20 protein-coding genes are annotated in these 22,281 nt (G+C 64.2%); 8 read left to right on the top strand and 12 right to left on the bottom strand.

The genetic code is table 11. From position 1 onward, the window contains the following. Positions 1-39: 39 nt before the first annotated feature. The 11 genes from rpsQ to rpsJ are packed head-to-tail and all read right to left on the bottom strand — an operon-like array spanning position 40 to position 5,340. A complete protein-coding gene (gene rpsQ, locus E4P29_RS20525; protein WP_135046980.1) occupies positions 40-318 on the bottom strand; it encodes a 30S ribosomal protein S17 in 279 nt (92 codons plus the stop codon). Continuing rightward, entirely contained in the window at positions 315-560 is a 246-nt protein-coding gene (gene rpmC / locus E4P29_RS20520; protein ID WP_032376634.1) for a 50S ribosomal protein L29, read from the bottom strand. The genes rpsQ and rpmC overlap by 4 nt, the downstream gene beginning before the upstream one ends. Continuing rightward, positions 560-976 carry a 50S ribosomal protein L16 gene (rplP, locus tag E4P29_RS20515; RefSeq protein ID WP_027496313.1) on the bottom strand — a complete coding sequence of 139 codons (417 nt, stop codon included), beginning with the start codon at positions 974-976 and terminating at the stop codon, positions 560-562. The genes rpmC and rplP overlap by 1 nt, the downstream gene beginning before the upstream one ends. Before the next feature lie 3 nt (positions 977-979). Continuing rightward, on the bottom strand, positions 980-1,789 hold the full coding sequence (gene rpsC / locus E4P29_RS20510; RefSeq protein WP_027496312.1) for a 30S ribosomal protein S3: 810 nt from the start codon (positions 1,787-1,789) through the stop codon (positions 980-982). Further along, positions 1,789-2,211 (bottom strand): 50S ribosomal protein L22, encoded by a 423-nt coding sequence (rplV, locus tag E4P29_RS20505; RefSeq protein WP_027496311.1) that lies wholly within the window; start codon positions 2,209-2,211, stop codon positions 1,789-1,791. The genes rpsC and rplV overlap by 1 nt, the downstream gene beginning before the upstream one ends. Continuing rightward, positions 2,208-2,489, bottom strand: a complete 282-nt coding sequence (rpsS, locus tag E4P29_RS20500; protein ID WP_008718309.1) for a 30S ribosomal protein S19 — start codon at positions 2,487-2,489, stop codon at positions 2,208-2,210. Before rpsS ends, rplV begins: the two co-directional genes overlap by 4 nt. A gap of 13 nt (positions 2,490-2,502) precedes the next feature. Further along, positions 2,503-3,339, bottom strand: a complete 837-nt coding sequence (rplB, locus tag E4P29_RS20495; RefSeq protein ID WP_008718311.1) for a 50S ribosomal protein L2 — start codon at positions 3,337-3,339, stop codon at positions 2,503-2,505. Between the two features lie 39 nt (positions 3,340-3,378). Then, on the bottom strand, positions 3,379-3,684 hold the full coding sequence (rplW, locus tag E4P29_RS20490; protein WP_027496310.1) for a 50S ribosomal protein L23: 306 nt from the start codon (positions 3,682-3,684) through the stop codon (positions 3,379-3,381). Beyond that, positions 3,681-4,358: a 50S ribosomal protein L4 gene (rplD, locus tag E4P29_RS20485; RefSeq protein ID WP_135046979.1), complete on the bottom strand. Its 678-nt coding sequence runs from the start codon at positions 4,356-4,358 to the stop codon at positions 3,681-3,683. Before rplD ends, rplW begins: the two co-directional genes overlap by 4 nt. Further along, positions 4,355-5,020: a 50S ribosomal protein L3 gene (rplC, locus tag E4P29_RS20480; protein WP_027496309.1), complete on the bottom strand. Its 666-nt coding sequence runs from the start codon at positions 5,018-5,020 to the stop codon at positions 4,355-4,357. The genes rplD and rplC overlap by 4 nt, the downstream gene beginning before the upstream one ends. A 14-nt stretch (positions 5,021-5,034) precedes the next feature. After that, entirely contained in the window at positions 5,035-5,340 is a 306-nt protein-coding gene (gene rpsJ / locus E4P29_RS20475) for a 30S ribosomal protein S10 (protein WP_003938093.1), read from the bottom strand. Between the two features lie 488 nt (positions 5,341-5,828). On the opposite strand from rpsJ, the gene E4P29_RS20470 reads away from it, so the two are divergent. The 8 genes from E4P29_RS20470 (at position 5,829) to E4P29_RS20435 (ending at position 13,066) form a co-directional block, all read left to right on the top strand. After that, positions 5,829-6,323 carry a hotdog fold domain-containing protein gene (locus E4P29_RS20470; protein ID WP_135046978.1) on the top strand — a complete coding sequence of 165 codons (495 nt, stop codon included), beginning with the start codon at positions 5,829-5,831 and terminating at the stop codon, positions 6,321-6,323. Between the two features lie 12 nt (positions 6,324-6,335). Next, positions 6,336-7,244 carry a prephenate dehydrogenase dimerization domain-containing protein gene (locus E4P29_RS20465; protein WP_135046977.1) on the top strand — a complete coding sequence of 303 codons (909 nt, stop codon included), beginning with the start codon at positions 6,336-6,338 and terminating at the stop codon, positions 7,242-7,244. A 31-nt stretch (positions 7,245-7,275) separates the two neighbouring features. Further along, positions 7,276-8,229, top strand: coding sequence for a diiron oxygenase (locus E4P29_RS20460; protein WP_135046976.1), 954 nt, complete (start codon positions 7,276-7,278; stop codon positions 8,227-8,229). A 127-nt stretch (positions 8,230-8,356) separates the two neighbouring features. Then, positions 8,357-9,328, top strand: a complete 972-nt coding sequence (locus E4P29_RS20455; protein WP_135046975.1) for an ATP-binding cassette domain-containing protein — start codon at positions 8,357-8,359, stop codon at positions 9,326-9,328. Then, a complete protein-coding gene (locus E4P29_RS20450; protein WP_135046974.1) occupies positions 9,325-10,182 on the top strand; it encodes an ABC transporter permease in 858 nt (285 codons plus the stop codon). The genes E4P29_RS20455 and E4P29_RS20450 overlap by 4 nt, the downstream gene beginning before the upstream one ends. A 10-nt stretch (positions 10,183-10,192) precedes the next feature. After that, positions 10,193-11,047 (top strand): ABC transporter permease, encoded by an 855-nt coding sequence (locus E4P29_RS20445; protein ID WP_135046973.1) that lies wholly within the window; start codon positions 10,193-10,195, stop codon positions 11,045-11,047. Between the two features lie 42 nt (positions 11,048-11,089). After that, positions 11,090-11,983 (top strand): glycosyltransferase, encoded by an 894-nt coding sequence (locus E4P29_RS20440; protein WP_348539776.1) that lies wholly within the window; start codon positions 11,090-11,092, stop codon positions 11,981-11,983. A 147-nt stretch (positions 11,984-12,130) separates the two neighbouring features. Next, the gene (locus E4P29_RS20435; protein WP_135046971.1) at positions 12,131-13,066 is read left to right on the top strand and encodes an alpha/beta fold hydrolase; all 936 of its coding nucleotides are present in this window, start codon (positions 12,131-12,133) and stop codon (positions 13,064-13,066) included. A 70-nt stretch (positions 13,067-13,136) separates the two neighbouring features. Here E4P29_RS20435 and E4P29_RS20430 read toward each other — a convergent pair whose 3' ends face one another. Further along, on the bottom strand, positions 13,137-22,187 hold the full coding sequence (locus tag E4P29_RS20430) for a non-ribosomal peptide synthetase (protein WP_245154427.1): 9,051 nt from the start codon (positions 22,185-22,187) through the stop codon (positions 13,137-13,139). Positions 22,188-22,281 lie beyond the last annotated feature (94 nt).

The following is a 22,281-nucleotide window of genomic DNA, read 5'->3' as shown; positions in this document are numbered from 1 at the left end:
CCCGCCCCCGGGAAGGGAGCGGGCATTTCTGTGCAGGTGCTACTTGGCCTTTTCGAGAACCTCGACCAGTCGCCAATGCTTCGTGGCGGACAGCGGACGGGTCTCCATGAGCTGAACGCGATCGCCTACGCCGGCGACGCCATTCTCGTCATGTGCCTTGACCTTGGTGGTCCGACGGATGATCTTGCTGTAGAGGGGGTGCTTGACCCTGTCCTCGAGCTCGACCACGATCGTCTTTTCCATCTTGTCGGATACGACGTAGCCGATCCGGACCTTACGGTTGTTGCGCTCTTCAGTCACAGTGTTTTCCTCGCTCATGCTGCGTCACCTGCTGTGTCCTCGGAAGGACCAGAGGCCAAGCCGAGCTCACGTTCGCGGAGCACCGTGTAGATACGCGCGATCTCGTGGCGCACCACGCGCAGTCGACGGTTGTTGTCCAACTGGCCGGTAGCCATCTGGAAACGAAGGTTGAACAGCTCTTCCTTCGACTCACGCAGCTTGGTGACCAGCTCTTCACCGGTGAGCTCGCGGAGCTCTGCGGCTGGGGTTCCGGTAGCCATCAGAACTGCTCCTCCCTGGTGATGATGCGTGCCTTGATGGGCAGCTTGTGGATAGCGCGAGTCAGTGCCTCACGCGCGATGGTCTCGTCGGGGTACGACAGCTCGAAGAGCACCCGGCCCGGCTTGACGTTCGCGATCCACCACTCCGGCGAACCCTTACCGGAACCCATGCGGGTCTCGGCAGGCTTCTTGGTGAGCGGGCGGTCCGGGAAGATGTTGATCCAGACCTTGCCGCCACGCTTGATGTGGCGAGTGATCGCGATACGAGCGGACTCGATCTGACGGTTGGTGATGTAGGCGGGCTCGAGAGCCTGAATGCCGTAGTCACCGAATGTCACCTGAGTTCCGCCCTTGGCGGCACCCGAACGCTTCGGGTGGTGCTGCTTGCGGTGCTTGACCCGGCGGGGGATCAACATGCGTCAGCCCTCCTGAGTGGGCTCGGTCGAGGCCGGAGCCTCGGTTGCGGATGCCGCGCGGCCGGCCTCGGTGCTGGTCGCCGTGGTGCCCGAGGCACCGCTGCGACGCGGACGAGTGGGACGCTCACGACGGGGACGGTCTGCACCGGCGGCCGGAGCCGCAGCGGCAGCGAGTTCACGCCGTCCGCCGACGATGTCGCCCTTGTAGATCCAGACCTTGACGCCGATGCGGCCGAAGGTGGTCTTGGCCTCGTACAGCCCGTAGTCGATGTCGGCACGGAGCGTGTGCAGGGGAACGCGTCCCTCGCGGTAGAACTCCGAGCGAGACATTTCAGCGCCACCGAGACGGCCGGAGCACTGAACACGAATGCCCTTGACGTTCGGCTGACGCATGGCCGACTGGATGGCCTTACGCATTGCGCGACGGAATGCGACGCGGTTGCTGAGCTGCTCGGCAACACCCTGGGCCACGAGCTGAGCCTCGGACTCGGCGTTCTTGACCTCGAGGATGTTGAGCTGAACCTGCTTGCCGGTCAGCTTCTCGAGAGCTCCGCGGATGCGGTCGGCCTCGGCGCCACGGCGACCGATGACGATGCCCGGACGTGCCGTGTGGATGTCCACGCGAACACGGTCACGAGTGCGCTCGATCTCGACCTTGGCGATACCCGCGCGCTCCATGCCGGTGGCGAGGAGCTTACGGATCTCGACGTCTTCCTTGACGTACTCCGAGTACTGCTTGTCTGCGTACCAACGCGACTTCCAGTCAGTGGTGATACCCAAGCGGAAGCCGTGCGGGTTGATTTTCTGACCCACTACTGAGCCCCTTCCTTGGACGCCTGGCCCTTACGACGGTTACGAGACGTTCCGCCGGTCTTGGGCAGGCTTTCGACGATCACCGTGATGTGGCTGGTGCGCTTGCGGATCCGGAATGCCCGGCCCTGAGCACGCGGCTGGAATCGCTTGAGGGTGGTTCCCTCGTCGACGAATGCAGTAGCGACGATCAGCGTGCTGGGATCGAGATCCAGGTTGTTCTCGGCGTTGGCGGCTGCGGACGCGATCACCTTGGCGACCGGCTCGCTCGCTGCCTGCGGCGCGAACTTGAGGATGTTGAGCGCGTCCTCGACGGAGCGCCCACGAACCAGATCCACGACGCGACGTGCCTTCATCGGCGTGACGCGAACGTGCTTCGCTACGGCCTTGGCAGTCGGATTGGCGGTGGGGGTGAAGTTGGTCATCGCCTCTTCGCCTTCCGGTCGTCCTTGATGTGACCCTTGAACGTGCGGGTCGGTGCGAACTCTCCGAGCTTGTGGCCGACCATCGAGTCGGACACGAACACCGGTACGTGCTTGCGACCGTCGTGGACGGCGAAAGTGTGACCGATGAAGTCGGGGAGGATTGTCGATCGACGGGACCAGGTCTTGATGACCTGCTTGGTTCCCTTGTCGTTCTGGACGTCAACCTTCGCGAGGAGGTGATCGTCTACGAACGGGCCTTTCTTCAGGCTGCGTGGCATTCTGAACTCCCTCCTAGCGCTTGTTCTTGCCGGTACGACGACGACGGACGATGAGCTTGTCGCTCGCCTTGTTCTTGCGGGTACGGCCTTCAGGCTGTCCCCAGGGGCTGACCGGGTGGCGTCCACCGGAGGTCTTGCCCTCGCCGCCACCGTGCGGGTGGTCGACCGGGTTCATCACGACACCACGAACGGTCGGGCGCTTGCCCTTCCAGCGCATGCGGCCGGCCTTGCCCCAGTTGATGTTCGACTGCTCGGCGTTGCCGACCTCGCCGACGGTTGCGCGGCAGCGCACGTCGACGCGACGGATTTCACCGGACGGCATACGCAGCGTGGCGTAGGGGCCTTCCTTGCCGAGGAGCTGGATGCTCGCTCCGGCGGAGCGGGCCATCTTGGCGCCACCACCCGGACGGAGCTCGACCGCGTGAATGGTCGTACCTGTCGGGATGTTGCGCAGGGGCAGGTTGTTGCCGGGCTTGATGTCGGCATTGGCACCCTGCTCGATCGGCGAGCCCTGGGCGATGCCCTTGGGTGCGACGATGTAGCGCTTCTCGCCGTCTGCGAAGTGCAGCAGTGCGATGTTCGCGGTGCGGTTGGGGTCGTACTCGATGTGAGCGACCTTGGCCGGCACGCCGTCCTTGTCGTTGCGACGGAAATCGATGAGACGGTACGCACGCTTGTGACCGCCACCCTTGTGCCGGGTGGTGATACGACCGTGTGCGTTACGTCCACCGCGACCGTGCAGCGGGCGGATCAGCGACTTCTCGGGGGTCGAACGCGTGATCTCAGCGAAGTCGGACACGCTGGAGCCACGACGGCCCGGGGTTGTCGGCTTGTATTTACGGATTGCCATGAGTCTTCTCGTCCTCTATATCCGAAGAGTCCCAGTCGCTTACGCGACCGGACCTCCGAAGATCTCGATGGGCTTGCTGTCGGCGGAGAGCGTTACGAGCGCGCGCTTGGTGTCCTTGCGCTTGCCGTAACCGAACCGGGTCCGCTTACGCTTGCCCTGACGGTTCATCGTGTTGACGCTGGTCACGGTGACGTCGAAGATCTTCTCGACGGCAATCTTGATCTGCGTCTTGTTCGAGTCCGGGTGCACCAGGAACGTGTACGTGCCTTCTTCGATCAGTCCGTAGGACTTCTCGGAGATGACCGGTGCCAGCAAGATGTCGCGGGGATCGGCGATCGTGGTCACTTGCTTGCCTCCTCGTTCTTTGCAGGCCCAGCGATGAAGGTGTTCAGCGCTTCCACGCTGAAAACGACATCATCGGCGTTGAGCACGTCGTACGTGTTGAGCTGGTCGGGTGCGATGGGGTGCACGCCGCCCAGGTTCTGGACGCTCTTCCAGGCTGCGATGTCCTCGCGGCCGACGACGAGCAGGACCTTCTTGCGGTCCGAGATCTCGGCGAGGAACGTCTTCGCGCCCTTGGTGGACGGAACCTGTCCGGCAACCAATTCGGTGATGACGTGCAAGCGCTCGCTGCGGGCCCGATCGGAGAGGGCTCCGCGCAGTGCGGCGGCCTTCATCTTCTTGGGCGTCCGCTGGCTGTAGTCGCGCGGCTGCGGTCCGTGGACCGTGCCACCGCCGACGAACTGAGGAGCGCGGGTCGAGCCCTGACGGGCGCGGCCGGTGCCCTTCTGCCGGTACGGCTTCTTGCCGCCGCCGCGAACCTCGCCACGAGTCTTCGTGGAGTGGGTTCCCTGACGAGCAGCTGCCAGCTGTGCGATGACGACCTGGTGCAGCAGCGCGATGTTCGCCGGTGCGTCGAAGATCTCCGCGGGGAGATCGACGGTGCCGTTGGTCTTGCCGCCGGCTTCCTTGACATCGAGCGTCAGCTTGGTCTCGGTGTTCTTCTCGAGGCTGGTCATGCCCGTGCACCACCCTTCAATGCAGACTTGACGATCACGACGTTGCCGCGACGGCCCGGGATCGCTCCCTTGATCAGCAGCAGACCGTTCTCGCTGTCCACCTTGTGGACCGAGAGGTTCTGCGTCGTGACGCGGTCGCCACCCATACGTCCGGACATGCGCATTCCCTTGAACACGCGACCCGGCGTTGCACAGCCACCGATGGATCCGGGACGACGGTGCACAGCCTGTGCACCGTGGCTCGCGCCCTGTCCCTTGAAGCCGTGACGCTTCATGGTTCCGGCGAAACCCTTGCCCTTGCTGGTGCCGGTGACGTCGACGTATGCGCCGTCCTCGAACACTGCAGCCGTGAGCTCCTGGCCGACCTCGAACTGCGAGGCGTCGGCAACGCGAATCTCCACGATGTGGCGACGCGGCGTGACACCTGCCTTCTCGAACTGGCCGGTGGTGGGCTTGTTCACCTTGCGCGGGTCGATCGCACCGAATGCGACCTGGACGGCGCTGTAGCCGTCACGTTCCTGGGTGCGGATCTGGGTGACCACGTTGGGGCCTGCCTTGATCACGGTCACCGGAACGACGCGGTTGTTCTCGTCGAAGACCTGGGTCATTCCGAGCTTGGTGCCCAGAATTCCTGTCGCAGGCCGGTTCTTGTTATCAGTCATCGTTGTCTCCGCGCTCACTGGATGTTGACGTCGACACTGGCCGGGAGGTCGATGCGCATGAGCGCGTCCACCGTCTTCGGTGTCGGGTCGAGGATGTCAATGAGCCGCTTGTGAGTACGCATCTCGAAGTGTTCGCGCGAGTCCTTGTACTTGTGCGGCGAACGGATGACGCAGTACACGTTCTTTTCTGTCGGCAACGGCACCGGTCCGACGACGCGGGCACCCGTACGGGTGACCGTTTCGACGATCTTGCGCGCTGACGCGTCGATCGCCTCATGGTCGTAGGCCTTGAGCCTGATGCGGATCTTTTGTCCCGCCACGCTTAGTGTCCTTTTCTTGCCGCTTGGTCGTAGAACGGGCCGTTCGGCCTGCTCCACCTCGTCTGCACAGTCCCCGAGCCGGGGGAATCCCTCCGACTCGAACTGCCTTCGTGCACACACGACAGTGAAAAACGTTGACGACCAGGCGTGACCTGTATCCGTTGCCGCTCTTCATCTGTCATGGTTCTCCGGTCCACGCGGTCGGGCGTGTCGCGATTCCGCTCATTCTTCTGCGCTGAAACTTTCGCTTCAACCATCCGAGGAAGGAAATCCACACCGATCGAGCTGGTGGTCCGGACGCGCTCACGTGGAGCGCTGGTCTCATGTTCTGCTCAGCCGATCCTTCGATCGACTCACCTGGTTCAGGCCGCACGCAAGCGCGTCCCGTGTCCAGGCAACCCGACCAGTATGCCGCAGTGAGCGCGACAGATCAACTCGGGGTCGATCCGCGTACCCGGCACGACCTTACTCAGCAGTAAGGTAAGCCCATGAACACAGTCGCCACCACCACCGGGGCCACATACCGCGCCTGGTCGAAGCTGCCGAACAACACTATCGGATCCACCGTGTTCTCCATCGGCTTGTGTCTTCGGGTGCCCTACTTCGCGTCCGTGCTGCCGCGGGTGGTTGCGCTGGAACCGGGGCGCTGCGAGGTCACGGCCCCGAAATGGTTGGGGATCCGCAACCACCTGGGCACGTTCCACGCGATCGCCGCGTGCAATCTCGCCGAGGTCGCAATGGGGATGCTCGCCGAGGCCACCGTTCCGACGTCGCACCGCTGGATCCCGAAGTCGATGACCGTCCAGTACCTGGCGAAAGCGACCACGTCACTGCGCGCGGTGGCAGAACTCGAGACCATCCCCGATTTCGCGACGATCACCGACGGGTGCGAGATCGCAGTTCCCGTGGCCATCCGGGACAGCGCGGGCGTCGAGGTGGTCCACGCCGACATCACGATCTGGGTATCTGCAGCCCCTCGTTGACATACTCGACCGATGAACACGGTGACGAGATCGGCGCAGCAGAACTCGGTAGTGGTGATCGGTGGCTCCGGTGCCGTCGGCCGGCTGCTGGTCGACCTCCTGCGCGGCGACGGAGGGCAGGTGACCGTCGTCGACGCTCGATCCGATCCGACATCGGTCGACGGCTCGACACTGGTCGGCGACATCACCGCACCCGGCCACCGAGTCGTAGCCGCCCTGGCGGCTGCCTCGACGGTCGTGCTCGCTGTGCCCGAGAACGTGGCACTGTCGGCCGACCTGACCGCAATACGCCCCGACGCTCTGCTGGTGGAGACGTTGTCGGTCAAGTCCGGCTACTCGCAGCACGTCGGCCACGGCGGGCATCTCGGCCCGACGCTGGGCATCAACCCGATGTTCGCACCGTCCCTGGGCATGAACGGACGCCCCGTTGCCGTCGTCGTGCACCGTCCCGGCACCTCTGTCGACGCGTTCGTCGACAGACTGCAGCACTGGGGTGGCCGGACTGTTCTCCTCGACGCCGAGCGTCACGACCGACTCGCTGCGGCGACTCAGGCGCTCACCCACGCCAGTGTTCTCGCGTTCGGTCTCGCTCTGGCCGAGCTCGATCTGCCGTTCGACGACATCGATGCCATCGCTCCTCCCCCACATACGACGATGCTCGCCGTCCTCGCACGCATCACCGGTGGGGAGCCCGAGGTGTACTGGGACGTTCAGGCAGGCAACCCGCACGCCGCCGACGCGAGGGCGGCACTGCACCGCGCGACGCAACTGCTCGGCGAGACCGTCGAATCCGGCTCGGGGTCCGAGTTCGCCGAACTGATGACCCGAGCGGGCAGTACGCTCGGCGGCTCCGCCGATCGCTATCGATCCGTCTGTGCCGAGTTGTTCGGTATCGTTCGAGGTTCCGGCGGCAATTCGTGATCGCCGGTCTGACGCGGAGGCGGGGCACACGATGTTGGAACAGCCGACCTTGCCGGAGCACGACCCCCACGATGTCGTCGAGAGCGCGGTCGTAGCGCGGTTGGCGAAGAACTGGTCGCAGCGTGCCACCGTCAAGAAGCCCGAACCCCAGTTGGACGATTTGTTCGACACGACCAAGCGAGATTTCCCCGACGCCTTGATCCCGTTCGGTGAACACGACACATTCCTCGGTGCCGAACCGGAGCAGCAGGATCGCCTGCGGGCCTGGGGCTGGATCGCGTTCAACAAGAACGTCATGGATGTCGAGCAGCACGTTGTCCATCCGGGATTTTCGCTGCTGGCCCAGGATGTGTTCGAGACCGGGATGGGCGACACCCTCGCGGTCGCGGTGACTCAGGCCATGGTGGACGAGCAGTACCACACGCTGATGCACCTCAATGCGAGTGCGGCGACCCGTCGCGGTCGCGGTTGGGCGTTGTCCGAACGATCGCTGCCGTTCAGTTCCACCGTCCGTCGCCAGCGGACCGCTCAGGCGACCAGCGACGACCCGTGGTCTGCGGCGATCAGTTCGCTCGCCTTCATGACGGTTGCAGAGATCTCCATCACGTCATACCTCGATCTGATCGAGGACGACGACGTCATTCAGCCGATCAATCGGGCGACGGTCAAACTGCACAATCGCGACGAGTACTGCCACGCATCCATTGCCGACGACATGGCGGCGATCGTCTTCGACAGGCTCGGACCCAACGATCGACAGAAGTTCCTCGACGGCCTCGTCGACGGCATGGATGCGTTCTCGAGCAGCGACTTCTCGACCTGGGCGCGCATTCTCGAACTCGAAGGAATCCGTGGAGCCGAGGCCATGATCGCCGACGTCGAGGCCGACAGGAGCCGTCGAGCGCTGGTCCAGGACTACAGCGGACTGCGATCCCTGTGCCGAAAGCTGGACGTCGAGGACAGTATCGATATCGATTGGGGCTGACGGCAGAACATCTGCGACTGCAATCCACAGGTAACATTTCCCGGCAGTTCCCGTATCAAGTAGTGGCCCTCCCTCCACGGGCCCCGGCACTGCCCCGGCCCCATTCACCCCACAGCTCGGAGATCCGATGTCGTCAGCTCAGCACGCAGCCGTACACGTGGAGGACGTACACAAGTCCTTCGGCGACGTGCATGCGCTGCGCGGCATCAGCTTCTCTGCCGAGCGGGGAACCGTGCTCGGCATTCTCGGACCCAACGGTGCGGGCAAGACCACGACCGTCAAGGTGCTCTCCACGTTGATCGCGCCCGACAGTGGCCGGGCCTTCGTCGCCGGTCACGATGTTGCTGCCGACGCTCCTGCGGTGCGTCGATCGATCATGATGACGGGTCAGTACGCCGCCCTCGACGACACTCTTTCGGGGCGCGAGAACATCGAATTGTTCGGTCGCCTCATGGGTCTGGACAAGAAGGCTGCGAAGGCTCGCGCCAAGGCCCTGCTCGACGAATTCGACCTGTCCGATACCGGTAAGCGTCCGGTCCGGGGTTATTCAGGCGGTATGCGCCGTCGCATCGACATCGCGTGCGGCCTGGTCGTGCGTCCCGAAGTCGTGTTCCTGGACGAGCCGACCACCGGACTCGACCCTCGCAGCCGGCAAGGTGTGTGGTCGTTGGTCGAGGCGCTCAAGGCGCAGGGCATCACCGTGTTGTTGACGACGCAATACCTCGAAGAAGCAGACGTATTGAGCGACAACATCATTGTCATCGACAAGGGGACGGTCATCGCCGAGGGCACGTCCGATCAGCTCAAGGCCATGACCGGCGGTAGCTACTGCGAAGTGGTGCCCCTCGATCCTGGTCAGCTGCGAGCAGCTGCCGAGGCGCTGGGTGACATGGTGCCTCCGGCCGTACACGCCGAGATCACTGCCGCATCCGATCGCCTGTCCGTTCCTGCCCCCGACGGTGCCGCGACCCTGTCCGAGATCCTCCGCCGTATCGATGCCCGTGGGATCGTGTTGGCCGACATCGCGTTGCGCCGCCCCTCGCTCGACGACGTCTTCCTGACCCTCACCGGCCATTCGCAAGCGAGCCCCACACCGTGACGGCCACGACGCGAGGCGTCTCGAATACGCGTGCGGTCACCGCTCCCAGGACAACCACCGGGTCGACGACGCAGCAGCCCAAGCGCCGGTCACGAACGCGGCCGTCCGGCTTCGTGCAGTGGCAGGCGCTGACCGGGCGTGCACTGTGGACGATGCTCACCCAAGGTGAGCTGCTGATCGCGGTCATCGCTCCGCTGATCTTCACTATCGGCTTCTACCTTCCGCTCAAGTTCGTGATGGGCCTGCAGGGCATCGACTACGCACAGTTTCTGATGCCGATCATCGTGCTGCAGGCAATGGCGTTCACTGCCATCTCCGCCGCGCAGAGGGCATCGACGGAGGCGATGAGTGGACTCAACTCTCGGTTGAAGACGATGCCCGTCGTACGCGGTGTCCCGCTGGTGTCGCGAATCTCGAGTGGTGTCGTTCGTTCGCTGGTATCTCTCGTATCCGCACTCGGTTTCGGCTACGTCATCGGCTTTCGCTTCTCTGCAGGATTCGGTCAGGCCCTGTTGTTCTGCGCGCTCGCCATGCTGATCAGCACCACGTTGTCGGTCGGTGCCGATGCAATCGGAACGCTCTCGAAGAGCCCCGAAGCGACCAGCCAGGTGTTGACCCTGCCCCAGCTCATCCTCGGCATGGCCTCGTGCGGATTCGTTCCCGAAAGCGGTTTCCCGGAACTCATCCGACCGTTCGTTCGCAATCAACCGATTTCGCAGTTCTCGTTCGCTATGCGTGACATGGCCGAGGGCGGAGTCAGCTTCCAGGTGTTGTGGCCATCCCTCGCCTGGGTTGGCGGCCTACTCCTGTTCTTCGTCCCGCTCGCCATCTGGGCGAGCTCGAGACCAGAATGACGAGTCCGAGATGACGATGACAGAAGCGTCGGTGAACGCTGCACGCGTATCCAAGTTGACCTTTCCCGAACCCAACATGGCTCTGCGAGAAGGGTCGATTCGTGCGCTCGGGACACACAGCCTGATCCAGGCCAAGCGACTTCTGATGCGATGGATGCGCGATCCGTCGACGATGATTCAGGCGTTGTTGTACCCCGCGTTGATGCTGGTCATGTTCCGTGTCGTGCTCGGGAACTCGATTTCCGCGGCCACCGGATCGCCGGCGATCTACGGCCAGGTGCCGATGATCGCTCTGGTCGGAGCCATGTTCGGGTCCATCGTCAGTGCTGTCGGCCTCAAGGGCGAACGAAAGTCGGGTCTGTTGGCTCGGTTCTGGACAACGCCCACTCACCGTGCGGCCGGCCTACTGGGCAGGATGATCGCCGAAGCGGTTCGAGTGCTTGTGACCACCGTGGTCATCATCTGTGCCGGTGTAGCACTGGGGTTCAGGTTCACCCAGGGAATTCAGGCCGGCATCTTGTTGCTCCTCATTCCGGTCGTGTTCGGTATCGGGTTCGCAGTCATGATCACGTTCCTGGCCACGGCGGCCGGCGACGCACCACTGGTCGAGGTGGTGTCGATCTTCTGCACGCTGTTGATGTTCTTCAATGCGGGATTCGTCCCCGTCCTCGCGTATCCGCTCTGGCTGCAGCCGGTGGTTGCAGCGCAGCCGATGTCGGTTGCGGTCTCCGCCATGCGCGCGCTGGCTCTCGGAGGGCCCGTCATGACTCCGGTTCTCCAAACTCTTGCGTGGTCTCTGGGAATGGTCGTGATCTTCCTCTACCCTGCGATCCGGGGGTACAAGAAGGCATCCGCGTCGGGCTGATCGCTCCGCCCGGCCGCCATTTTCTTCATCGGGGGGTTTGTTGTGGTCGACCAGGCACGAGTTGAGCATCCATCGGTATCGGTGATAGTCCCGGTTGGGAGCCTGGGACCACAGTTGGACGCACAGTTACAGGCTCTGGCCGACCAGGATTTCGGGTTTCCGTTCGAGGTGCTCATCGCGGACAACACGCGGGCCGGGGACCTCGGCGAGTACGTAGTCACCCATCCTTTGCAAGAGCGGCTGCGGCTCAGGTCGGTCGATGCTTCCCGCGAGACCGGAGCCGGCTACGCACGCAACTGCGGCGCCCGAGAGGCGTCCGGTGACCTGTTGGCTTTCTGCGACTCGGACGATGTCGTGCATGCGTCGTGGCTCACCACGCTGGTGCAGAAGGCATCGTCCTTCGACGTAGTCGGTACCGCGGTCGAAACCGAGACGCTCAACAGTGCCCGGGCGCTGTCGTGGACTCCCACTGTGCCGCCGGAGAAGCAGGGCAGCACCGACTTCCTACCGTTCGCGATCGGCGCAAGCATGGCCTGCTGGGCATCGGTGTACAGCGATCTCGGCGGTATGGACAACCGTTACAGAGCGAGCCAAGATGTCGAGTTCAGTTGGCGTGCGCAACTCGCGGGTTACACCCTGGGGTTCAGTACCGAGGCAGTGGTGGCGTACCGACTGCGCGACGAGTTACGCCCTCTCCTGCGACAGTCCTTTCGTCTCGGGTTCGGCTTCGCCAAGCTGCGCGGAATCTACCGTCCGCAGGGCTGCCCGGCCTTGAAAGTGGGACGGGTCGCTATTTGGTGGATGGCACTGCTGCTGCGTAATCCCTTGTTGCCGACGTCGCTCACCGGGATGTCTCGGGGCCATTGGCTGCGCGCGTTCGTCATCCGAGTCGGTGAGATTCGCGCCGGCATCAGATACGGCACCTTCGGTTGGTGATGTCCGCCACACGCGTTGGCCCGACGGCCCGCCCGAACTGCAGTCTTGTTCTGCACGACTGTTACGACAACATGTCCGGCTGTTACGGTCGATACCGTAGACGCAGGTGACAGTGGCGGATCCGACGCCCCAGACGAGATAGAGGCCATGCCGAAGAAGTTCACGAGAGTATTGCCCACGGCGGTTGCTGTCGCGGTGGCCGGTGCCCTGTCCTTCACCGGGGCAGGCACAGCGGTCGCTGCACCGTCGCCCACCGGCACCTCGGTTTCCGCGACGCCTGCGCTCGAGGGTGCCAACGACTTCGGCTGCGTTCCCAGCGCGGCCCATCCCCGTCCGGTCGTGCTCGTCCACGGAACCAAGATGGATGCGTCGACGTGGAAGATCTTGGCGCCGCAGCTGAAGAGCGAGGGGTACTGCGTCTTCGCGCCCAACTACGGCGGAGTGCCGCTGCTGCTCGACCCGACCACGACCATCTGGGGCTCCGGCGACATCGCTGAGTCAGGCCGACAGATCGGCCGTTTCGTCGACGAAGTACTAGCGGCGACCGGTGCCGAGCAAGTCGACATGGTCGGCCATTCGCAGGGCGGAACCGCCACTCGGCAGTACATGAAGTTCGATGGCGGAACCGATGCGCAGGACCCCGCCCGCAACAAGGTGCACACACTGGTCACACTGGGTGCCACCAACCACGGCACAACCTTCGGTGGTTTGCAGCAGCTCTCCGAACTGCTCACCTCGCTCGGCCTGCCCGGCGATGCGATCACCCCGCTGACGTACAACATGGCGGGTGCCCAGCAACTCGTCGGTTCGACGACGCTCACGAGCTTGAACGAGGGCGGAGACGTCCAACCCGGGGTCGAATACACCGTCATCGCCACGCGCAACGACACCGTCTCGACACCGCCGGCCAACACCTTCCTCAAGTCCGGCGATCCTGCGATGGTCCACAACGTCTGGGTTCAGGACGTGTGCCCCACGGCGACGACGTCGCACGTCGGTCTCGTCGCCGATCCCGTTCCCCTGTACATGGTGAAGACCGCACTCGATCCCGACTACGCAGCCACCACACCGGCACCCTGCTGAACATCCGCACATACGCGGAACGAAGGCCTCACAACATGATGTCGTGAGGCCTTCGTCGTTGCCGGACGGGCTACCGCCGCAATTCCGCGTCCAGCACGGGCCCGATCTCGGTCAATGCCGGCGATGACGCCATCTGCCAGTGTGTCGAGTGGACCGGAACAACCGTCACGCCCTCACCGAGTGCACCGTGCCACGAGGCCGCTGCCGCTTCGCCCGTGGGATCGTCGGTGACCGATGCGAACAGCAGCGCCCGTCCGGTGAAGGTTTGTGGCACATAGGAGTCGAGGAGCTCTGCCGAGTGCGCGATCCCGTCGAGTATCTCGGCGACCCGCTCACGGGAAATCGAGTCGAAGGGTGCCGGCATCGTCTTCAACAGTTCGGCCACCGAGTCGACTGTCAGTCCCCCGATCTCGAGTTGGTCGTCGGTAGCGATGCCCAGACCACCGAGCATCTCGTCCACCGATACCGGCCTGTCCACGACGTGGTCGGTGTTACCTGCGACGAACGAGTCCATCAGGGCCAGCGTCGAGACCTCCTGGCCCTCACGCTGCAATCGAACGGCCATAGCGTGCGCAATCGCTCCACCCATGGACCAACCCAACAGGTGATACGGGCCGAACGGTTGGACGGTGCGAATTTTGTCCACGAACAGGGCGGCCCATTGTTCCAACGACTGCGGCATCGGTTCGGTACCCGAGAGTGCAGGCGACTGCAGCCCGTAGATCGGGCGATCGTCTCCGACGTGCGCCGCCAGAGCGCCGAAGGCCCAGGACAGACCGACGATGGGGTGGATGCAGAACAGTGGGGCCGAGGAACCACCTACTCGCAGCGGTATCAGAATCTCGAGTCCGCTGAGTTCCGTGCCCCGAGATTCGTGCGCGCCACGTTCGGCAACACGCGCCGCCAGCGCGGACACCGATGAATCGACGAACACCCACGTGAGTGGGATCGGTCCGCCGTCGAGTTCGGCACGAAGCCTGGACACCAGCGTCACTGCGAGAAGCGAGTTGCCACCGAGTGAGAAGAAGTCGTCGTCCAACCCCACCCGTTCGATACCGAGTACGTCGGCAAACGCTGCCGCAACGGCGAGCTCCTCCGGTGTCGACGGAGCTCTGAACACTCGGGGCTCGAACACCGGATCGGGTAACGCACGACGATCGAGCTTGCCGTTCACGGTGAGCGGCAACGAATCGAGTACGACGAAGCCGGCCGGAACCATGTACGACGGTACGAGCGCGCTCAGTCGGGCGCGGAGGTCGGCCGTGTCGAGAACGTCACCCGACCCGCCGACCACGTAGGCGACTATCTGTTCGCCGGAACGACCACTGTCCCGGACCACGACTGCACAATCGGACACACCCGCGAGCGTTCGCAGCGCGTGATCGATCTCGCCCAGCTCGATTCGGAAGCCTCGCACCTTGACCTGATCATCGGTACGGCCGATGAACACCAATTCGCCGTCGTTTCTACGCGATACGACATCGCCGGTGCGATACATACGGCTACCCGCACTACCGAACGGGTCGGCAACGAAGCGCTCCGAGGACAGGTCCGGCCGCGACACGTAACCACGAGCCAGCTGTACCCCCGCGAGGTACAGCTCCCCCGGAACCCCGGCAGGCACTGGATGCAATCGTGAATCCAAGACGTACGCGGACGTATTCCACTCCGGCCGGCCGATCGGGACCACATCGCTGTCGCTGCCGAGCACCTTGTGGAAGGTCACCGAGACCGCGGCCTCGGTCGGACCGTACAGGTTGTACACCTCTACTGATTCGGACCGATCGACCGACGCGGCGACCTCCACCGGTAGGGCCTCACCGATTGCGAGCACCCTGCGAGCGGGGACGTTCCCCGACGCAGTCAAAGCGGACAGCATCGATGGCACGGCATGCACAGTCGTCACCGAATGCCGTGCCATCAGCTCGAGCAGGTAGGCCGGATCGCGGTAGCTGTCGTTCGATGCCAGCACTACGGCACCTCCGGAAGTCAACGACGACCAGAATTCCCACACCGACAGGTCGAACGTCGCCACGGTTTTGATGATCGACACGTCGCCCGTACCCAAACCGAAACAATCTCTCTTCCAGAGCAATTGGTTCACAATTGCCCGGTGCTCGATGACGACCCCCTTCGGACGTCCCGTCGAACCGGAAGTGAAGATCACGTACGCCGTGGACCCGGCAGTCAACGCTCCGCGACGTTCGTCGGCGCGAACAGGTGCCGACGAATACGTCGTCAGGTCGACCACATCGACCGGAACCACCGTGCGCCCCGTCGACATCGACTGTGGCAACACGTCTCGGGTGGTCGTCAACACCACAACGACCCCGGCGGTATCGAGCACATAGTTCGATCGGTCGACCGGCTGGTCGGGATCCAGGGGAACGTACCCACCGCCGGCCTTGGTCACGGCGTACATGGCCACGAGCAATTCGACGGAGCGCCGGATGTGCAGCCCGACAAGGACTTCGGGGCCGACACCCATCGTGGTCAGGTGCCGAGCCAGCCGGTTGACCTGTGCATCGAACTCGCCGTACGTCAGCGTCGTGTCTTCGTAGATCACCGCAATGCTGTCGCGGTTGGCGGCGACCTGCTCGTCGAACAGCGAGGCCAACGTGTCGTGGGGATCGATCGGCGTCGCGAGACCGGCGATGCCCGAGTCCATCGAGACCCGGTCACTGTCTGTCATGACCTCTATATCGCCTACTGGCAGTGCCGAATCCGACGCAACGGACGAAAGAACGGACCGGAACCGCTCCGCCAGAACAGCCACGCTTGCCTCGTCGAACAGATCGGTGGAGTAGGTCAACACACCACCGACTCCCGTGCCCTCACCGTGTTCGTCGTAACCGTCGCTGAGGATCAGATGAATGTCGTATTGCGAGGTGTCGAACTCGAAATCGACCGGTCCGATCGTCAGACCGTTCAGGACGAGCTCGTCGCGGCGGAAATTCTGGAAGGAGAATCCGACCTGAGCCAGCGGTTGATGCGAGGTCGATCGTGCCGGAGAGATCGCCTCGACCAGACGCTCGAACGGTACATCGGCGTGACCGAACGCATCGAGATCACGCTCTTTGACAGAAGCCAACAACGAATCGAACGACGCACCGAAATCGACTCGAGTGCGCAACACGAGCGTGTTCGCGAACTGCCCGACGAGATTTTCGAGCTGCTCATCGGGACGTCCCGCGACCGGGGTTGCGATCACGACGTCGTCGACAGCAGCAACTCGCGCGAGCAACACCACGTACGCCGCATGCAACACCATGAACAACGATGCGTTGTGTCGCCTCCCCAGTGCCTCCAACGATCGATGCAGGTCCGCGTCGATCGCGAACTGCAGCCGCGCGCCGGCGTACGACTGGACCGTCGGCCGCGGACGATCGGTGGGCAGCTTCAGCTGATCGGGTGCATCGGCAAGCGCGTCCTTCCAGAACGTCAGCTGCTTCGACATCAACGAACTGTCATCGGATTCGGTGCCCAGCACCTCGCGCTGCCACAGCGTGTAGTCGATGTATTGAACCGGTAGCGGACGCCAGCTCGGCACCTCGCCTTCGGCACGAGCCGCATACGCAACCATCAGATCTCGAGCCAAGGGTGCCATCGACGAACCGTCGGCCGATATGTGATGCACCACGAGTACGAAGACGAATTCGTCCGGACGAACTCGGAGCAGCTCCACGCGCACCGGAACTACCGACGTGACGTCGAATCCCTCACCCACGATCTGCAGTACTCGGTTCATCACGCCGACATCGTCGGTCGGTTCGACGCCATGCCATACGAATGATTCTGCGACCGGAAGCACGACCTGACTCGGTCCCGAACTGCCCTCCGGATACACCGTCCGCAGTGTCTCGTGACGGGCCACGATGTCCCTGGCAGCCGCTTCCAACGCAGCGACGTTCAGCCGTCCGGACAAACGAATCACGATCGGCAGATTGTAAGCCGCCGATTCGGGCTCGAACCGGTTCAAGAACCACATACGCTGCTGCGCCATCGACAACGGAACGGAATCCGGTCGTTCTCGTGGAGTCAACGGAACACCTGCACCGCCACCCACGCCGGAGGTCGCCCGGACCGCCAGCTCCGCCACGGTCGGTGCCTCGAAAAGCGCACGTAGCGCGACCTTCACCCCCAGAACCGAACCGAGGCGTGACACCACCCGAGTCGCAATCAGCGAATTGCCGCCGAGCGCGAAGAAGTCGTCGTCGAGTCCTACTCGTTCGACTCCCAGAACATCCGCGAAAACTCCGGCAACTGCTTCCTCTACCGGTGTCTGCGGGGCCCTGAACTCGCGGGTCTCGAATTCCGGAGCAGGCAGCGCACGACGATCCAGCTTTCCCGCAGCGTTGAGCGGTAGAGCGTCGAGCACGACGAAGGCCGACGGAACCATGTACGACGGCAGCGCGGACACCGCCTCCGCCCGAACGACCTCGACGTCGATGTCGATGCCGGGTGTAGGAACCAGGTACGCCGCCAGCGACTCGCCCACCGCCGAATTCGACACCACGACGACAGCCTGGCTCACCGACGACCGCGCGGTCAGCGCAGTCTCGATCTCTCCCAACTCGATTCGCTGCCCGCGGAACTTCACCTGAAAGTCGGTGCGACCGATGTACTCGAGCCGATCGGAATCCATCGACCACCGCACCAGGTCACCCGTGCGATACATCCGCGCCCCCGCATCGCCGAACGGGTTCGCCACGAACCGCTCCGCCGACAAATCGGGCCGCGCCACGTAACCCCGCGCCAACTGCACACCCGCCAAGTACAACTCCCCCGGAACGCCCGCGGGTACCGGATGCAACCGCGCATCCAGTACGTACACCGACGTGTTCCACTCGGGCACACCGATGGAGACCGATCCGGGCCCCGATCCGGAACGCGCCCCGTCCTTGGAGACATCGCGATAGGTGACGCTGACCGCCGCCTCGGTCGGCCCGTACAGATTGTGCACCCGCGCATCCGACACTGCCCGCCAGGCATCGACGGTACCCGCGGGCAGCGCCTCACCGATGACGAAAACATGGCGCAGCGACGAAATGGCTTGCGCCGACACCGCTTCGACGAACACCGTCAGCATCGACGGCACAAAGTCCGTCACGGTCACTCCGTGCCGCGCGATATCGGCGGCGACCGCCTCGACGTCACGCTGCGCGCCCGGGGCCGCAACGATCAACCGACCGCCGGTTCGCAGCGGCAGGAAGAAGCCCCACAGCGAGACATCGAACGTCGTCGCCGTCTTCTGCAGGTACACATCCGACGCATCGAGTCCGTATTCCTGCGCCATCCAGGCCATCTGGTTGACGATGGCCCGGTGTTCGATCGCCACGCCCTTCGGACGACCGGTCGACCCGGAAGTGAACAACACGTACGCCAGGTCGTCCCCGGAGGCTCGCGGAAACACCACCGACTCGGACGGCTCCGGCGGGTCCGTGATGTCGACCACCGGAACTGTGGTGGCAGTGACGAATTCGTCTCGTGCAGTGGACAACACGACCGCCGGAGAGGCCGTGTCGAGAATGTAGTCGTTACGTTCGGTCGGCTGATCCGGGTCCACCGGAACGTACGCCGCGCCCGACCGCAGCACCGCATACATGCCGACGACCAACTCGACGGACCGCCGCATCGCGAGCCCCACCAGAACACCGGGCCCGGCACTGTGCTCCTGCAACAGCTGCGCAGTCGCGTCCACCCGAGCCGAGAACTCCCGATACGTCAGCGACCGTTCACCGAACACCACCGCAACCGCGTCGGGCGTGTCGGCCGCCACGCGGTCGAAGCCGTCCAACAACACCTCGCCGGAATAGACAGCCACCTCGTCGCCGTTGCCTCGCAACACGATTCGTTCGCGCTCGGCCGAATCGAGAACGTCGATATCACCGACCACAACATTCGGACGAGCGGTCGCTGCCTCGAGAACAGCCACCAGCCGTCGCCCGAACGACGCCACCGTCGATTCGTCGAACAGATCCGTCGCGTACATCAGCTCGCCGACCAGACCTGCGCCGTCCCCGAGTTCGGTGAGCGTCACCTGAAGATCGAACTTCGCCGACGCCGCCCCTGAACCGAATGCCTCGACGCCGAGATCGGGGAGCTCGAACGACCCCTGGGAGAAGTTCTGGAAGAACAACGCCACCTGGACCAGCGGGTGCCGCCCTTGTGAACGCACCGGATCGAGTACCTCGACAAGACGCTCGAAGGGCACGTCCACATTGTCGAAAGCCTCCAGGTCGGAGGTACGTACGGCATCGAGTACAGAGCCGAACGGGGCATCCTGGGCAATCTGTGTTCGCAGGACCACCGTGTTGACGAACATGCCCACCAGGTCGTCCAACCGTGCGTCGCCGCGCCCACCCACGGGTGCTCCAACGGCGATGTCAGCCGTCCCGGACAACGTGGCCAGCAGCACCGCCAGCGCTGCGTGCACCACCATGAACGCGGTGGCGTCGTGCTCGCGTGCACACTCGAGCACGCGGGCGTGCAGGTCAGCGTCGATCTCGAACGCCGTCACCGCCCCCTGTCCCGATGCGACCCGCGGGCGCGGCCGGTCGGAGGGTAGATCCAACTGCTCGGGGAGGCCGTCGAGCGTGCGGCGCCAATAGTCGATCTGCTTGCGGGCCACCGACTTCGGATCCGATTCGGAGCCGAGCATGTCGAGTTGCCAGAGTGTGTAATCGACGTACTGGACAGGAAGCGGTGGCCACTGCGGTGCCGATCCGCCGCGCCGCGCGAGGTACGCCGTCATGACGTCTCGGGACAGCGGAGCCATCGAGAGCCCGTCCGCCGAGATGTGGTGGGCAACGAAGGCCAGCACGTACTCCGGTGCTGCACCGGCGGGGTCCGTGATGTGGAACAGCCGGACACGAAACGGGATCTCGACGGTGACGTCGAATCCCCGGGTGAAGAACTGTGTGACCGCAGCAAGCGCGTCGTCGCGAGCGATGCGGACCACGTCCATCCCGACGTGCGCCTCGGCCTCGTCCTGCACCTGTTGGTAGCCGACACCGTCGATCTCCGGGTACACGGTGCGCAACGTTTCGTGTCGCCCGACGACGTCTCCTACGGCGGCCTGCAGCGCGTCGACATCCAGTTCTCCGCGCAGCAGCAGAGCGACCGGCACGTTGTTCAGAGCGGAATCGGTGTCGAGGCGGTTGAGGAACCACATTCGCTGCTGTGCGGACGACAGCGGAATTCGCTCGGGCCGCTGCCTCGACGTGTCGAGCGCGGCGCGAACCGGACCATCGGCCGAATCGGCGGCCTGCGCCAGGGCCTCCACGGTGGAGGACTCGAACACCGAGCGCGCCGGAACATGGACGCCCAGAGCCGAACCCAATCGAGCGGCGAGCTGTGTGGCGATCAGGGAGTTGCCGCCGAGCGCGAAGAAGTCGTCGTCCAGGCCGACCCGTTCGGTCCCGAGCAGCTCGACGAAGATATCGGCCACGACGTGTTCGGTGGGGGTCGAGGGGGCCCGGAACTCCGCGGCCTCGAACACCGGTTCCGGCAATGCGTCTCGGTCCAGCTTGCCGGTGGGAGTCAGCGGGATCGAATCGATCCGCGTGATCACCGAGGGCACCATGTGTGCAGGCAGACTGCGGCCGGCCTCGTCCAGCACCCGGTCCAGGTCGACGTCCACCCCTGCCGACGGCAGTACGTAGGCTGCGAGAACGGTTGCGCCGGTGGGGCTGCGGTGGCCGAGGGTCACTGCGAAATCGACCCCGTCCTGCGCCGTGAGAACGGCATCGATTTCTCCGAGCTCGATCCTGAAGCCTCGGATCTGGACCTGAAAGTCGTTGCGGCCCAAGTATTCGAGAGTGCGTCCGGACGCCACTTCCCGCCAGCGCACCAGGTCGCCGGTGCGGTACAGTCGACTCTGATCCGAGCTACCCTCGGTTGCATAAGGATTGGCAACGAATCGCGCCGCGGTCAGCGAGAATCGTCGATGATATCCCCGCGCGAGGCCGGCACCGGTCAGATACAGCTCCCCCGGCACCCCGGCGGGTACCTGCCGCAACCGGTCGTCGAGAACGTGGTAGCCCATGTCCTTCGTGGACGGCCCGAGCAGCACGGCTTCGCCGGCGTTCAGCGGCGGCGAGATGTTGCATACCATCGACGCTTCGGTGGGGCCGTAGACGTTGTGAAAACGTCTGCCCGGTGCCCACTTCGACATCAACTCCGAGGTGAAGGCTTCGCCGCCGATCGCGAGCACTCGCATGTCGGGCACCTCTGCCGGATCGAGTGATGCCAGCGCTGCCGGGGTGATGAACGCATGGCTGACGCGGTGGCGACGGAGCATGTCGCCCAGATCGGAACCGCCGTAGACGCCGGGCGGGACGATGACCATCGTCGAGCCTGCGCCCACCGCCATCAGTAGCTCCAGCACCGACGCGTCGAAGCTGGGTGATGCGAAATGCAGTGTGCGCGAATCGGAGTCCAGCCCGAAAGTCTCGACCTGAGTGGAGCTGAGCGGAGCCAGTCCGGCGTGGGAGACGGCCACGCCTTTCGGCAGACCGGTCGAGCCGGAGGTATAGATGACGTACGCGAGTGTGGACGGGCGAATCTGCGACCGTCGGTCGTCTGCCACGACGGGTTCGTCGGACAACCCCTCGAGCGCGTCTTCGGTGTCGGACGAGTCGAGGCTGATCCACGACACCGACGTCGGCATCGATTCCTCGAATTGTGTTGCAGTGAGACCCATCCGAACGCCGGAGTCGTTCACCATGTGTGTGATGCGGGCAGCCGGGTAATTCGGGTCGATGGGCACGAACGCAGCACCGGTCTTCGCCACGGCCCACACGGCCGTGACCGATTCGATCGAACGGGTCAGTGCCAAAGCCACGAAATCCTCGGGGCCGACCCCGCGTTCGATGAGCAGCCGCGCGAGCCTGGACGACCGGGAGTCGATTTCCCGATAGGTGAGCGACCGGGTGCCGAATTCCACCGCGGTACCGTCCGGGTTCTTTTCCACCGCCGCGGCCAGCAGAGTCGGCAGCGCAACCGTGCGAGCCGGACGCTGTCGGGTGGGTCGTGCACGGGTAGGCCTGGGGCGGCTCGACCGCCCACCCACTCGGCCGCCCGACTCGGACGGTGTGCCGGTCGATCCATCCGAACTCATCTGAACTATGACTCCTCACCAGTGTTGCCCCGCGCGTGGTCGTGGACGACGCGTAGGCCGATCCGACCGTTCATCGTCCACGACGCGGCGAGCG

The organism is Rhodococcus sp. 1R11 (assembly GCF_004563845.1).
In the GTDB taxonomy this organism is placed as follows: domain Bacteria; phylum Actinomycetota; class Actinomycetes; order Mycobacteriales; family Mycobacteriaceae; genus Rhodococcoides.
Note: the sequence above shows the minus strand (reverse complement) of the source record. Positions and strands in the feature narration are given on the sequence as shown.